Below are 14,467 nucleotides of genomic sequence, written 5' to 3'. Positions count from 1 at the left end.
GATAACGCCGTAAGGCTGGGTTGCTTCGAACGCATAACAAGATTCCATTAGCCACGCCCGCTGACACCGGGCCAACGAAGACCTTTGAACCATGGCCACTATCCACGTAGACGGCAAAGATCTCGAAGTCGATGGGGCAGACAACCTGTTACAGGCATGTCTGTCGCTGGGCCTCGATATCCCGTATTTCTGCTGGCACCCTGCCCTGGGCAGTGTTGGCGCTTGCCGCCAATGCGCCGTCAAGCAGTACACCGACGAGAACGACAAGCGTGGTCGTATCGTCATGTCATGCATGACCCCGGCCACCGACGGTAGCTGGATTTCCATCGACGACGAAGAAGCGAAAGTGTTTCGCGCCAGCGTCGTTGAATGGCTGATGACCAACCACCCGCACGACTGCCCTGTGTGCGAAGAAGGCGGTCACTGCCATCTGCAAGACATGACCGTGATGACCGGCCACAACGAGCGCCGTTATCGCTTCACCAAGCGTACCCACCAGAACCAGCAACTGGGCCCGTTCATTTCCCACGAAATGAACCGCTGCATCGCTTGCTATCGCTGCGTGCGCTTCTATAAAGACTACGCGGGCGGCACTGACCTGGGCGTATTCGGTGCCCACGACAACGTGTACTTCGGTCGCGTTGAAGACGGCGTGCTCGAAAGCGAGTTCTCGGGCAACCTCACCGAAGTCTGCCCGACCGGCGTGTTTACCGACAAAACCCACTCCGAGCGCTACAACCGCAAGTGGGACATGCAATTCGCGCCAAGCATCTGCCACGGTTGCTCCAGCGGCTGCAATATCAGCCCGGGCGAGCGTTATGGCGAGTTGCGTCGTATCGAAAACCGCTTCAACGGTTCGGTCAACCAGTACTTCCTGTGTGACCGTGGCCGTTTCGGCTATGGCTACGTCAACCGCACCGACCGTCCACGTCAGCCTTTGCTGGCCGACGGCACCAAGCTGAGCCTGGACAACGCGCTGGATAAAGCCGCTGACCTGCTGCGCGGCCGCAATATCGTCGGTATCGGTTCGCCCCGCGCCAGCCTCGAAAGCAACTACGCGTTGCGCGAACTGGTCGGCGCCGAGCACTTCTACTCGGGTATCGAAGCCGGTGAACTGGAACGCATCCGCCTGGTGCTGCAAGTTCTCAAGGACAGCCCGCTGCCAGTGCCGAACATGCGCGAGATCGAAGATCACGACGCCGTGTTTGTGCTCGGTGAAGACCTGACCCAGACCGCCGCCCGTATGGCGCTGTCCGTGCGTCAATCGGTCAAGGGCAAGGCCGAAGAAATGGCCGACGCCATGCGCGTTCAGCCGTGGCTCGACGCCGCGGTGAAAAACATCGGTCAGCACGCGCTGAACCCGCTGTTTATCGCGACCCTGGCTGAAACCAAGCTCGACGATGTGGCTGAAGAATGTGTACACGCAGCCCCGGATGACCTGGCCCGTATCGGTTTCGCCGTGGCTCACGCCATCGACGCCAGCGCTCCTGCCGTTGCCGGCCTGGACGCTGAAGCACTGGAGCTGGCCAAGCGCATCGCCGACGCCCTGCTCGCGGCCAAGCGCCCATTGATCATTGCCGGTACTTCCCTGGGCTCCAAGGCCCTGATCGAAGCCGCAGGCAACATCGCCAAAGCCCTGCACCTGCGTGAAAAAGCCGGTTCCATCAGCCTCGTCGTGCCGGAAGCCAACAGCCTCGGCCTGGCCATGCTCGGCGGCGAATCGGTAGACGCAGCCCTGCAAGCGGTGATCGACGGTAAAGCCGACGCCATCGTGGTATTGGAAAACGACCTGTTCACCCGGGTTGACGCGGTCAAGGTCAATGCTGCACTGGATGCTGCCAAAGTGGTCATCGTTGCCGACCACCAGAAGACTGCGACCACCGACCGTGCCGATCTGGTACTGCCGGCAGCCAGCTTCGCTGAAGGCGACGGTACCTTGGTCAGCCAAGAAGGCCGCGCCCAGCGCTTCTTCCAGGTGTTCGACCCGACTTATCTGGACGCCAGCATCTTGGTCCACGAAGGCTGGCGCTGGTTGCATGCCCTGCGCAGCACCCTGCTGAACAAGCCGGTTGACTGGACCCTGCTCGACCACGTCACGCAAGCCACTGCTGCCAGCACCCCGGCACTGGCCCGCATCGTTGATGCCGCGCCGTCTGCTGCGTTCCGCATCAAGGGCATGAAGCTGGCCCGCGAACCGCTGCGTTACAGCGGCCGTACTGCCATGCGCGCCAATATCAGCGTACACGAGCCACGTACCCCGCAAGACCCGGACACCGCGTTCGCCTTCTCCATGGAAGGTTACTCGGGCTCCGTTGAACCGCGCCAGCAAGTGCCGTTCGCCTGGTCGCCGGGCTGGAACTCGCCACAAGCGTGGAACAAGTTCCAGGACGAAGTGGGTGGTCATATCCGCGCTGGCGACCCGGGCACCCGCCTGATCGAAAGCACAGGTGATTCGCTGAGCTGGTTCGCCAACATCCCGGGTGCATTCAACCCGGCTCGCGGCACCTGGCAAGTGGTGCCGTTCTTCCACCTGCTGGGCAGCGAAGAGAATTCTTCGAAAGCCGCGCCGGTTCAAGAACGCATTCCAGCCGCCTACATCGCACTGGCCAAGTCCGAAGCCGACCGCCTGGGGGTCAACGATGGCGCCCTGCTCAGCCTCAATGTTGCCGGTGTGACCCTGCGTCTGCCACTGCGTATCAATGAAGAGCTGGGTGCAGGTCTGGTGGCACTGCCAGCCGGCCTGGCCGGTATCCCGCCAGCGATCTTTGGCCTTACCGTTGACGGTTTGCAGGAGGCAGCCCAATGACCTGGTTTACGCCTGAAGTGATCGACGTGATTATCTCGGTGGTCAAAGCCGTGGTAATCCTGCTCGCCGTAGTGGTTTGCGGCGCGCTGCTGAGCTGGGTTGAACGTCGCCTGCTGGCCCTGTGGCAGGACCGTTACGGTCCGAACCGCGTAGGCCCGTTCGGCGCGTTCCAGATCGCCGCCGACATGATCAAGATGTTCTTCAAGGAAGACTGGACCCCACCGTTTGCCGACAAGGCGATTTTCACCCTGGCGCCGGTTGTGGCCATGAGTGCCTTGCTGATCGCCTTTGCGATTATCCCGATCACCCCGACCTGGGGCGTGGCGGATCTGAACGTCGGTATCCTGTTCTTCTTCGCCATGGCCGGTCTGTCGGTCTATGCGGTGCTGTTCGCAGGCTGGTCGAGCAACAACAAGTTCGCCCTGCTGGGTGCCTTGCGTGCCTCGGCGCAGACCGTGTCCTACGAAGTGTTCATGGGCCTGGCGCTGATGGGCATCGTGGTGCAGGTTGGCTCGTTCAACATGCGCGACATCGTTGAATATCAAGCGCAGAACCTGTGGTTCATCATCCCGCAGATCTTCGGTTTCCTGACCTTCTTTATCGCTGGCGTGGCCGTGACTCACCGTCACCCCTTCGACCAGCCAGAAGCGGAACAGGAACTGGCCGATGGTTACCACATTGAATACGCCGGCATGAAATGGGGCATGTTCTTCGTCGGTGAGTACATCGGGATCGTGTTGATCTCGGCGTTGCTGGTGACTTTGTTCTTCGGTGGCTGGCACGGACCTTTCGGTCTGCTGCCACAGATTCCGTTTATCTGGTTCGCCCTGAAGACCGCGTTTTTCATCATGATCTTCATCCTGCTGCGCGCCTCCATTCCGCGCCCACGGTATGACCAAGTGATGGACTTCAGCTGGAAGTTCTGCCTGCCGCTGACCCTGATCAATCTGCTGGTGACCGCCGCAGTCGTGTTGTTGAACACGCCTGCCGGCGCGGTTCAGTGAGGATAGAGACCCATGTTCAAGTATCTGTTTGACATCGTGCATGGCACCTACACCCAGCTTCGCAGCTTGGTGATGGTGTTTGGCCATGCCTTCCGCAAGCGTGACACGCTGCAGTACCCGGAAGAACCGGTGTACCTGCCGCCGCGCTACCGTGGCCGGATTGTCCTGACCCGTGACCCGGACGGCGAAGAGCGTTGTGTAGCCTGTAACCTGTGCGCCGTGGCGTGCCCGGTAGGCTGCATCTCGCTGCAAAAAGCCGAAACCGAAGATGGCCGTTGGTACCCGGAGTTCTTCCGCATCAACTTCTCACGCTGCATTTTTTGCGGCCTGTGTGAGGAAGCCTGCCCGACCACCGCGATCCAGCTGACACCGGATTTCGAGATGGCCGAGTTCAAACGTCAGGATCTGGTGTACGAGAAAGAAGATCTGCTGATCTCCGGTCCCGGTAAGAACCCTGATTACAACTTCTATCGTGTTGCGGGTATGGCCGTTGAAGGCAAGCCGAAAGGTGCTGCCCAGAACGAAGCCGAGCCGATCAACGTGAAGAGCTTGCTGCCTTAAGGAAGAACGATGGAATTCGCTTTCTATTTCGCATCGGGTGTCGCTGTCGTGTCCACGCTACGCGTGATCACCAACACCAACCCTGTGCACGCCCTGCTCTACCTGATTATTTCGCTGATTGCCGTGGCGATGACGTTCTTTAGCCTGGGCGCACCCTTTGCCGGTGTGCTCGAAGTGATCGCCTACGCCGGTGCCATCATGGTGCTGTTTGTGTTCGTGGTGATGATGCTCAACCAGGGCCCCGCCTCGGTGACGCAAGAACGCCACTGGCTCAAGCCGGGCATCTGGATCGGGCCGAGCATTCTGTCCGCCATCCTGTTGGCCGAACTGTTGTACGTGCTGTTCGCTCACCCGAGCGGTGCGCCAATCGGTCAAACCACCATCGATGCAAAAGCCGTGGGCATCAGCCTGTTCGGCCCGTATCTGCTGGTGGTCGAACTCGCCTCGATGCTGCTGCTTGCTGCAGCTGTGACGGCGTTCCACTTGGGCCGTACTGAGGCGAAGGAGCAATAACATGCCAGGAATACCTCTCGAACATGGTTTGGCCGTTGCCGGCATCCTGTTCTGCCTCGGTCTGGTTGGCCTGATGGTACGTCGCAACATTCTCTTCGTATTGATGAGTCTGGAAATCATGATGAACGCCGCGGCACTGGCTTTCATCGTTGCCGGTGCACGCTGGGCGCAGCCGGATGGACAAGTGATGTTCATCCTGGTGATCACCCTGGCAGCCGCCGAGGCCAGCATTGGCCTGGCGATCCTGCTGCAGCTGTATCGCCGCTTCCATACGCTTGATATCGATGCTGCCAGTGAGATGCGCGGATGAACCTTCTCTTTCTGACTTTCGTATTCCCCCTGATCGGCTTTTTGCTGCTGTCGTTCTCCCGTGGACGCTTCAGCGAGAACCTCTCGGCGCTGATCGGCGTCGGCTCCATCGGCCTGTCGGCCATTGTGGCCGCGTTTGTGATCTGGCAATTCAATGTCGCACCGCCACCGGGTGGCGAGTACACGCAAGTACTGTGGCAGTGGATCTCGGTAGAAGGCTTCAAGCCCAACTTCGCCCTGCACCTGGACGGCCTGTCGGTCACCATGCTCGGTGTCGTGGTCGGCGTGGGCTTTCTGATCCACGTTTTCGCCTCGTGGTACATGCGCGGTGAAGACGGCTACTCGCGTTTCTTTGCCTACACCAACCTGTTTATCGCCAGCATGCTGTTCCTGATCCTGGCCGATAACCTGCTGTTCGTGTACTTCGGCTGGGAAGGCGTGGGCCTGTGCTCGTACCTGTTGATCGGTTTCTACTACAGCAACCGCAACAACGGCAACGCGGCACTCAAGGCCTTTATCGTGACCCGCGTCGGCGACGTGTTCCTGGCCATAGGCCTGTTTATCCTGTTCCAGCAACTGGGCACGCTGAACATCAAGGAGCTGCTGGTGCTGGCACCGCAGAAGTTCCAGGCCGGTGATTTCTGGATCGTGCTGGCAACCCTGATGCTGTTGGGTGGTGCTGTCGGTAAATCTGCGCAACTGCCGCTGCAAACCTGGTTGGCAGACGCGATGGCCGGCCCTACCCCGGTTTCGGCCCTGATCCACGCCGCAACGATGGTAACCGCCGGTGTGTACCTGATTGCGCGTACCCACGGCCTGTTCACCCTGGCCCCTGAAGTGCTGCACCTGGTGGGCATCGTCGGCGGTGTGACCCTGGTGCTGGCCGGTTTTGCTGCACTGGTACAAACCGACATCAAGCGTATCCTTGCCTACTCGACCATGAGCCAGATCGGCTACATGTTCCTGGCATTGGGCGTGGGTGCCTGGGACGGCGCGATTTTCCACCTGATGACCCACGCGTTCTTCAAGGCCCTGCTGTTCCTTGCATCCGGTGCAGTAATCGTTGCCTGCCATCACGAGCAGAACATCTTCAAGATGGGCGGCCTGTGGAAAAAACTGCCACTGGCCTACGCCAGCTTTATCGTCGGTGGCGCGGCGCTGTCTGCCTTGCCATTGCTGACGGCCGGTTTCTACTCCAAGGACGAAATCCTCTGGGAAGCCTTCGCCAGCGGTAACAACGAACTGTTGTACGCCGGCCTTGTGGGCGCGTTCATGACCTCGCTGTACACCTTCCGCCTGATCTTCGTCACGTTCCACGGTGAAGCCAAGACTGAAGCGCATGCGGGCCACGGCGTAACCTACTGGCTGCCATTGAGCGTGCTGATCGTACTGTCGACCTTTATCGGCGCCATGATCACCCCGCCACTGGCCGGTGTACTGCCACAAAGCGTTGGCCATGCTGGCGGTGAAGCCAAGCACAGCCTGGAAATCGCCTCGGGTGCCATCGCCCTGGCCGGTATCCTGCTCGCTGCCCTGCTGTACCTGGGCAAGCGTCGCTTTGTAACTGCAGTTGCCAACAGCGGCATCGGTCGCTTCCTGTCGGCCTGGTGGTTCGCTGCCTGGGGCTTCGACTGGCTGTACGACAAACTGTTCGTCAAACCGTACCTGTTGATCTGCCGCCTGCTGGCCAAAGATCCTCTGGACCAGACCATTGGTTTGATCCCGAAGATGGCCAAGGCCGGGCATAACGCCCTGAGCCGCAGCGAAACCGGTCAACTGCGTTGGTACGCTGCATCCATGGCCGCCGGTGCTGTACTGGTCATGGGCGCCATCGTGTTGGTAGCGGTCTGATATGAACCTTCGACTTTGCGAAAGGAATTGAGCCCGTCATGATTCTGCCTTGGCTAATCCTGATCCCCTTTATCGGCGGCCTCCTGTGCTGGCTGGGTGAGCGTTTCGGCTCCACCCTGCCCCGCTGGATTGCGTTGCTGACCATGTCCCTTGAGCTTGCCCTCGGCCTATGGCTGTGGTCCCAGGGGAACTACTCGTTTGCACCGGCGCCTGGCGCCGATCCGACCTGGGCCCTTGAGTTCCAGCACACCTGGATCGCCCGCTTCGGTATCAGCGTGCACCTGGCGCTGGACGGCCTGTCGCTGCTGATGATCCTGCTCACCGGTTTGCTCGGTGTGCTGTCGGTGCTGTGTTCCTGGAAAGAAATCCAGCGTCACGTGGGCTTCTTCCACCTGAACCTGATGTGGATCCTGGGCGGTGTGGTGGGCGTGTTCCTCGCCATCGACCTGTTCATGTTCTTCTTCTTCTGGGAAATGATGCTGGTGCCGATGTATTTCCTCATCGCGCTCTGGGGTCATAGCTCGTCGGACGGCAAGAAAACCCGTATCTACGCCGCGACCAAGTTCTTCATCTTCACTCAGGCTTCCGGCCTGATCATGCTGGTGGCGATCCTGGGTCTGGTGCTGGTCAACTTCAACAACACCGGCGTGATTACCTTCAGCTACGCCGAGTTGCTGAAAACCAAGATGTCGCTCACTACTGAGTACATCCTGATGCTGGGCTTCTTCATTGCCTTCGCCGTGAAGCTGCCGGTCGTACCGTTCCACTCCTGGCTGCCGGACGCTCACGCCCAGGCACCGACCGCAGGTTCTGTGGACCTGGCCGGTATCCTGTTGAAGACCGCTGCGTATGGTCTGCTGCGTTTTGCCTTGCCGCTGTTCCCGAATGCCTCGGCCGAGTTTGCGCCGATCGCCATGACCCTGGGTCTGATCGGGATTTTCTACGGTGCTTTCCTGGCTTTCGCACAAACCGATATCAAGCGTCTGATCGCGTTCTCCAGCGTTTCCCATATGGGCTTCGTGCTGATCGGTATCTATTCCGGCAGCCAGCTGGCCCTGCAAGGTGCCGTTATCCAGATGTTGGCCCACGGTGTTTCGGCTGCCGCGCTGTTTATCCTCAGCGGCCAACTGTACGAGCGCCTGCATACCCGTGACATGCGTGAGATGGGTGGCTTGTGGTCGAAGATCGCCTACCTGCCGGCCATCAGCCTGTTCTTCGCGGCCGCGTCGCTGGGCTTGCCGGGTACCGGCAACTTTGTCGGCGAATTCCTGATCCTGATTGGCTCGTTCGCCAGCTTCCCCTGGATCACGGCGATTGCCACAACCGGTCTGGTGTTTGGTTCGGTCTACTCGCTGATCATGATTCACCGTGCCTACTTCGGTCCGTCCAAGTCCGACGCGGTACTGGCCGGCATGGATGCACGTGAACTGATCATGGTGCTCGGTCTGGCGGTACTGCTGGTGTTTATCGGCGTGTACCCGCAACCGTTCCTCGATACCTCCGCTGCGACCATGCATGGCGTGCAGCAATGGCTCGGCACCGCCTTCACTCAACTCGCTTCGGCCCGGTAAGAGCGCTATGGAATTCACGATCCAACACTTTATCGCGCTTGCTCCACTGCTGATTACCAGCCTCACCGTTGTTGTGGTGATGCTGGCAATCGCGTGGCGCCGCAACCATTCACAGACCTTCCTGCTTTCGGTGGCAGGTCTTAACCTGGCCCTGTTGTCGATCTTCCCGGCGTTGAAAGTTGTTCCACTGGCTGTCACCCCGCTGTTGATGATGGACAACTTCGCCTATCTGTACATTGGCCTGATCCTGGTCGCGACCCTGGCGTGCGTCACCTTGGCTCACGCCTACCTGGGTGAAGGCGGCACGGGCTACCCGGGCAACCGTGAAGAGCTGTACCTGCTGATGCTGCTGGCTGCGACCGGCGGTATCGTACTGGTCAGCGCGCAACACCTGGCCGGTTTGTTTATCGGTCTGGAGCTGCTTTCGGTACCGGTTTACGGCCTGGTGGCCTATGCCTTCTTCAACAAGCGTTCGCTGGAAGCCGGCATCAAGTACATGGTGCTGTCGGCTGCCGGTTCTGCGTTCCTGTTGTTCGGTATGGCCTTGCTGTACGCCGAAGCAGGCAGCCTGAGCTTCAGCGGTATCGGTCACGCCCTGGCGGCTACTGGCGCACCTAGCGCCATTGCCCAGCTGGGCCTGGGCATGATGCTGGTGGGCCTGGCCTTTAAACTGTCACTGGTGCCTTTCCATCTCTGGACTCCGGACGTGTACGAAGGTGCCCCGGCGCCGGTGGCCGCGTTCCTGGCTACCGCGTCGAAAGTGGCCGTGTTTGCCGTGATGGTGCGTCTGTTCCAGATCACCCCGTCGGCAACTACCGGTGTGATGAGCGATGTACTGACCGTGATCGCGATTGCCTCGATCCTGTTCGGTAACTTGCTGGCACTGACCCAGAACAACCTCAAGCGTCTGCTGGGTTACTCGTCCATCGCCCACTTCGGCTACCTGCTGATCGCCCTGGTGGCGAGCAAGGGCATGGCCATGGAAGCCATCGGTGTGTACCTGATCACCTATGTGCTGACCAGCCTGGGTGCCTTCGGTGTGATCACGTTGATGTCCTCGCCGTATAAGGGCCGTGACGCTGACGCACTGTACGAGTACCGCGGCCTGTTCTGGCGTCGTCCGTACCTGACTGCGGTGATGACCGTGATGATGCTGTCGCTGGCGGGCATCCCGCTGACGGCCGGCTTTATCGGCAAGTTCTACATCATCGCCACGGGCGTTGAAGCTCACCAATGGTGGCTGGTGGGCTCCCTGATCCTGGGTAGCGCCATTGGCGTGTTCTACTACCTGCGTGTGATGGTGACCCTGTACCTGGTCGAGCCGAAGCTGCATCGCCACGATGCGCCGCTGAACTGGGAACAGAAAGCGGGTGGCGTGATGCTGCTGGCGGTCTCGGTACTGGTGTTCTTCCTGGGTGTATACCCGCAGCCGATGCTGCAACTGGTGCAACAGGCAACGCTGGGGCTGATTGGCTAAGCGTTAGCGGCTGTACCCGAAACCCCGTGGAGGCCTGGCCTTTGCGGGGTTTTTTGTTGCACCACAAATCATGTTAGAGCAGTAAATAGTCAGGATTTCTGTGCGACGCTAAACCTGTGGGAGCGGGCTTGCCCGCGATGCAGGCGACACGGTGTTACGGTAAGTAAACGTCGCAAAACAACTGACCCACAGCGTACATATCCAGCATTCGCGTCTAACCGAAATATTGGTTTCGCTCTTACAGCGAGTCCCTTTTTGAAGGACCAAAAAGGAACCAAAAAGTCCTCGCCCTACCATACGGCCGCCTCGCCAAGGCTCGCCGGTGCCCTCACTCCGGCACTGTTATGGGGGCACGCCGCGACGGGCCATCCATGGCCCATCGCGGCTGGCGCGGCGTCCTGCCGCGCCCCCCCCATAACAGCACCTGCGTTCGGCCTTCTGTGAGGGGCATTCGCGTCGCTTGATTAATCGCGTGGCAGCAGCAAAAGCAAAACTTTTAAACAACGCCAATCCCTTGTGGGAGCGGGCTTGCCCGCGATGGCAGCACTTTGTTCCTCCAGATAGAACGAGGTGCCTGCATCGCGGGCAAGCCCGGCTCCCACAGTGGAAATATGCCGGTTGCAGATCCCGCCGCCAAACAGGCCGGCCGGTCGGCCGCCTCGGGGTGCAGTGCTTTTGATCTACCAGCCCTCCCGGGAGGCCGAGAGGAGGTTCTGTGGAGTGGGTCGACCGGCATGGATGCCGGGAGAGCCGCGATGGGCCAAGGATGGCCCGTGGCGGCGTGCCCACGGAGCAGAGCCGGAGCGAGGGAACCTGAGCGCAGCGAAGGCCGTACGATGGGGCGAGGACTTTTTGGTTCCTTTTTGGTCCTTCAAAAAGGGACTCGCCGTAAGAGCGAAACCGATATTTCGGTTAGGCACGAATGCCGGATATGTACTCAGCGTATCGGTTAATCATGCGATATCAAGCAAACCCTCTCCCACACCTGGAATGCAGCCCGTAACAGTTGCGAGCGATTCTCGGCTTGTATAGGCTGGCGCGCCGCCCGCCTATCGATCTGGAACAGTTAACCAATGCGTCCCACCCTTTCTTCGCTTCTACCCTTGGCGCTGATCTGCGCCGCCCCGGCCCACGGCAATCCCCTGGAACTGGGCGAAGTACAGGTACGCAGCGAAGAAAGCAGCGAACTGCAAGCCGCCCAAAACGCGCTAAATGAAGTGCCCGGCGCCAGCAACCTGATCGACATGACCCGGGTCGAAAATGGCCGCACTGCCAGCAATGCCGATGTACTGGCCTACCAGCCGGGGGTCTACGCGCAATCGGCGGGCAATGACGGGGCCAAGGTCTCGGTGCGCGGCTCGGGCATCAACCGCGCCCCCAGCGCCCACGGTTCAGGCCTGTATGTAATGTTCGACGGCCTGCCCCTGACCGGCCCCGGCGGCACCCCCTACGAACTGTTCGAGCCGCTGTGGCTAAGCCGCGCCGAAGTGCTGCGCGGCGCCAATGGCTTCGACACCGGTTCGCTGGCCCTGGGCGGCTCGATCAACTACGTCACCCACACCGGCTACGACGCGGCGCCGCTGCAGGTGCGCTACGAAACGGGCAGCTATGGCTATCAAAAACGCCAGATCAGTTCCGGGCAAGTCCTGGGTGATCTGGACTACTACGTCGCCCTGACCGACTCCGATACCGATGGCTACCAGCATCACACTGCTGGCAGCAGCAAGGGCATCGCGGCCAATATCGGCTATCGCTTCAGCCCGCAACTGGAAACCCGCTTCTACCTGCGCTATCGCGAAACCGATAACGAGCTGGCAGGTCGCGTGACCAAGGCCAACATCCAGCATCACCCCCGCGCCGCCAACCCGGCCTATGTGGCAGGCGACTATACCCGTCCGCAACCCGGCAGTACCTGGCTGGGCAACAAGACCACGATGTATCTGGATGACGATTCGCAGCTTGAAGTGGGCCTGGTCTATCACGACTACCCGATGGATCTGCGTGAAGGCCCGAACCGTCTGAAAGTGGCCTACACCGACGTCAGCGGTACGCTCAACTACAAGCGCCGCGACACCCTGTTCGGCCTTGAAAGCAAGACCACCGTGGGCCTGCGCAACACCAAGCATTTGCCCAACAGTGGGGCTTCGGAATTTGTGCGCATACCCGTGGGCAATACCGCAGGTTATGCCCCCGGTACCAAAATTCGCGACTTCAGTTACCAAGGTTCCGATACCGTGCTGCACGCCAGCAATGACCTGGAGCTGATCCCCGACCTGTGGCTGACCACCGGCATGGCGCTGATCTACACCCGCCGCGAGAGCGACGTGAGTTACCCCGAGAGCGGCGGCAAGGTCAGCCAGCATGACTGGGACTACGCGCCACGCCTTGGCCTGCGTTACGAGTTCAACCCGCACTTGCAGGTATACGGCAACCTGAGCCGCTCGGTCGAGCCGCCGCACCCTTGGTCGATGATCTGGGGCTCGCCGTTCACTTTCCCGCTCAACAGTGGCCCGGCCACCGGTCGCCAGAGCACCCCGGTAGCGCTGGACAATCAAACCGCTACCACCCTTGAACTGGGCACCCGGGGTGATGCGTGGTTCGGGCAATGGGATCTGGCCTGGTATTACTCGGCCGTGCGCCATGAACTGCTGAGCGTCGAAACCCAGGCCGCCACCCTCACCCAAAGCCCGATTGTCGGTGAGTCCAACGCCAGCCCCACCGTGCACCAGGGCATCGAAGCCGGTCTCAACAGCCTGTTGTGGGAAAAACCAGCAGTGGGCAAGGTGTCCCTGCGCCAGGCCTACACCTTCAGCGATTTCCATTACCGTGACGACGAGCGCTTTGGCGACAACAAGCTGCCGGGCATCCCGCAGCACTACTACCAGGCCGAAGTGCGCTATGACCACCCGCAGGGCTTCTATGCCGGGGTGAACACGCAGGTTGCCTCACGCATGGCGGTGGACTACGCCAACTCGTATTACACGTCGTCCTACATGTTGTGGGGGGCAACCCTGGGCTACAACGCGCCCAAACAGGACTGGCAAGCCTGGCTCGACCTGCGCAACCTGAGCGGCGAGCGCTATGCCGCCACGGTCACGCCGGGGTATGACGACAAGGGCCTGGACGCCGCGCGCTCCACCCCGGGTGAAGGCCGGGGCGCCTATGTGGGGGTTTCCTACAGCTTCCGTTAATCAGCGGACGGGATATCGGCCGGCAACCGCACCTTGCGGCGGGTGCCGCTGAACAAGCCCCAGCTGGACAGGAACAGGGCGGCGATCAACGGCCCGATCACAAAGCCATTGAGGCCGAAGATGGCCATGCCGCCCAGGGTCGAGATCAGGATCAGGAAGTCCGGCATTTTCGTGTCCTTGCCCACCAGGATGGGGCGCAACACGTTGTCCACCATGCCGATCACAAACACCCCGTACAGCGCCAGCACCACCCCCTGCCAGACCGAGCCGGTCACCACGAAGTAAACCGCCACCGGCGCCCAGACGATACCGGCACCGACGGCGGGTAGCAGCGACAGGAACATCATCAGCACCGCCCAGAACAGCGCGCTATGGATGCCCAGCACCCAGAAAATCACCCCGCCCAATGCCCCCTGGGTAATGGCCACCGCCAGGTTGCCCTTGACCGAGGCCCGCACCACACGACGCAACTTGAGCTGCAACAGGCGTTTTTGCTGCTCGGCCAGCGGTACTGCGTTGCGGATGGTGCGCACCATCTGCTGGCCGTCACGGATAAAGAAGTACAGCAGATACAGCATGATGAAAAAGCTCACCACCAGATCAAAGGTGCTCTGACCGAAGCTGAAGACCTGGGTGGCAAAAAACTGGCTGCCTTCAAGGGCGCCCTTGGATACTTTCTCACTCAGCCCGTCGATATTGCCCATGCCAAAACGGTCAAGCCAGTCCTGCGCGGTGGCCGGCAGGATGTCCTTGAACTGCATGACATAGCTGGCGACGTTGATTCTGCCGCTTTCAACATCCTTGTAGAGCGTTGCCACTTCCTGCACCAGCAAGGTCGTGGTGATGATCACCGGAATGATCGCAATCACCGTACAGGCCCCCAGCGTGGCAAAGGTTGCCAGGTTGCGCCGCCCCTTGAGTTTGAGCAGCAGCTTGCGCTGCAGGGGTGCAAACAGGATTCCCAGGGCCACTGCCCAGAAAATCGCGCCATAAAACGGCAACAGGATCCAGATAAACGCGATGGTGACCAAGGCCAGCAACAGGAGCAGGGTTTTACGTTGCAGACTTGTTTCGTTCATGAGCAATCCATGTCAGTAAGGCGTGTAGGAATCTAGTGGTCGCAGTGTAGCCGCTGGCATTGACAACTCCCTAGACACTCTGTAAATAATCTGCGTAGTTGTACG

At 60.3% G+C, this 14,467-nt stretch carries 10 protein-coding genes; 9 read left to right on the top strand and 1 reads right to left on the bottom strand.

Annotated elements, in window-relative coordinates; translation table 11 throughout:
- Nucleotides 1-91 precede the first annotated feature (91 nt).
- The 9 genes from nuoG (at nt 92) to AB3G35_RS10580 (ending at nt 13,283) form a co-directional block, all read left to right on the top strand.
- On the top strand, nt 92-2,806 hold the full coding sequence (gene nuoG, locus AB3G35_RS10620; protein WP_169869857.1) for an NADH-quinone oxidoreductase subunit NuoG: 2,715 nt from the start codon (nt 92-94) through the stop codon (nt 2,804-2,806).
- A complete protein-coding gene (gene nuoH, locus AB3G35_RS10615) occupies nt 2,803-3,810 on the top strand; it encodes an NADH-quinone oxidoreductase subunit NuoH (RefSeq protein WP_016780195.1) in 1,008 nt (335 codons plus the stop codon). The genes nuoG and nuoH overlap by 4 nt, the downstream gene beginning before the upstream one ends.
- A 12-nt stretch (nt 3,811-3,822) precedes the next feature.
- Nucleotides 3,823-4,371, top strand: a complete 549-nt coding sequence (gene nuoI, locus AB3G35_RS10610; RefSeq protein ID WP_016780194.1) for an NADH-quinone oxidoreductase subunit NuoI — start codon at nt 3,823-3,825, stop codon at nt 4,369-4,371.
- Between the two features lie 9 nt (nt 4,372-4,380).
- On the top strand, nt 4,381-4,884 hold the full coding sequence (nuoJ, locus tag AB3G35_RS10605; RefSeq protein ID WP_016780193.1) for an NADH-quinone oxidoreductase subunit J: 504 nt from the start codon (nt 4,381-4,383) through the stop codon (nt 4,882-4,884).
- A 1-nt stretch (nt 4,885) separates the two neighbouring features.
- The gene (gene nuoK, locus AB3G35_RS10600; protein ID WP_019412103.1) at nt 4,886-5,194 is read left to right on the top strand and encodes an NADH-quinone oxidoreductase subunit NuoK; all 309 of its coding nucleotides are present in this window, start codon (nt 4,886-4,888) and stop codon (nt 5,192-5,194) included.
- Nucleotides 5,191-7,044, top strand: coding sequence for an NADH-quinone oxidoreductase subunit L (gene nuoL / locus AB3G35_RS10595; protein WP_016780191.1), 1,854 nt, complete (start codon nt 5,191-5,193; stop codon nt 7,042-7,044). Before nuoK ends, nuoL begins: the two co-directional genes overlap by 4 nt.
- A 38-nt stretch (nt 7,045-7,082) precedes the next feature.
- Nucleotides 7,083-8,615: an NADH-quinone oxidoreductase subunit M gene (gene nuoM / locus AB3G35_RS10590; protein ID WP_016780190.1), complete on the top strand. Its 1,533-nt coding sequence runs from the start codon at nt 7,083-7,085 to the stop codon at nt 8,613-8,615.
- A 7-nt stretch (nt 8,616-8,622) separates the two neighbouring features.
- Nucleotides 8,623-10,092, top strand: a complete 1,470-nt coding sequence (nuoN, locus tag AB3G35_RS10585) for an NADH-quinone oxidoreductase subunit NuoN (RefSeq protein WP_083369846.1) — start codon at nt 8,623-8,625, stop codon at nt 10,090-10,092.
- Nucleotides 10,093-11,165: 1,073 nt separating this feature from the next.
- On the top strand, nt 11,166-13,283 hold the full coding sequence (locus AB3G35_RS10580; RefSeq protein WP_369782637.1) for a TonB-dependent receptor family protein: 2,118 nt from the start codon (nt 11,166-11,168) through the stop codon (nt 13,281-13,283).
- Here AB3G35_RS10580 and AB3G35_RS10575 read toward each other — a convergent pair.
- The gene (locus AB3G35_RS10575) at nt 13,280-14,362 is read right to left on the bottom strand and encodes an AI-2E family transporter (RefSeq protein WP_016780187.1); all 1,083 of its coding nucleotides are present in this window, start codon (nt 14,360-14,362) and stop codon (nt 13,280-13,282) included. The genes AB3G35_RS10580 and AB3G35_RS10575 overlap by 4 nt on opposite strands.
- Nucleotides 14,363-14,467 lie beyond the last annotated feature (105 nt).

It is taken from the genome of Pseudomonas sp. WC2401, from assembly GCF_041200115.1.
Classification (GTDB): Bacteria; Pseudomonadota; Gammaproteobacteria; order Pseudomonadales; family Pseudomonadaceae; genus Aquipseudomonas; species Aquipseudomonas fragi.
This window is presented reverse-complemented; position numbering and strand designations above follow the sequence as displayed.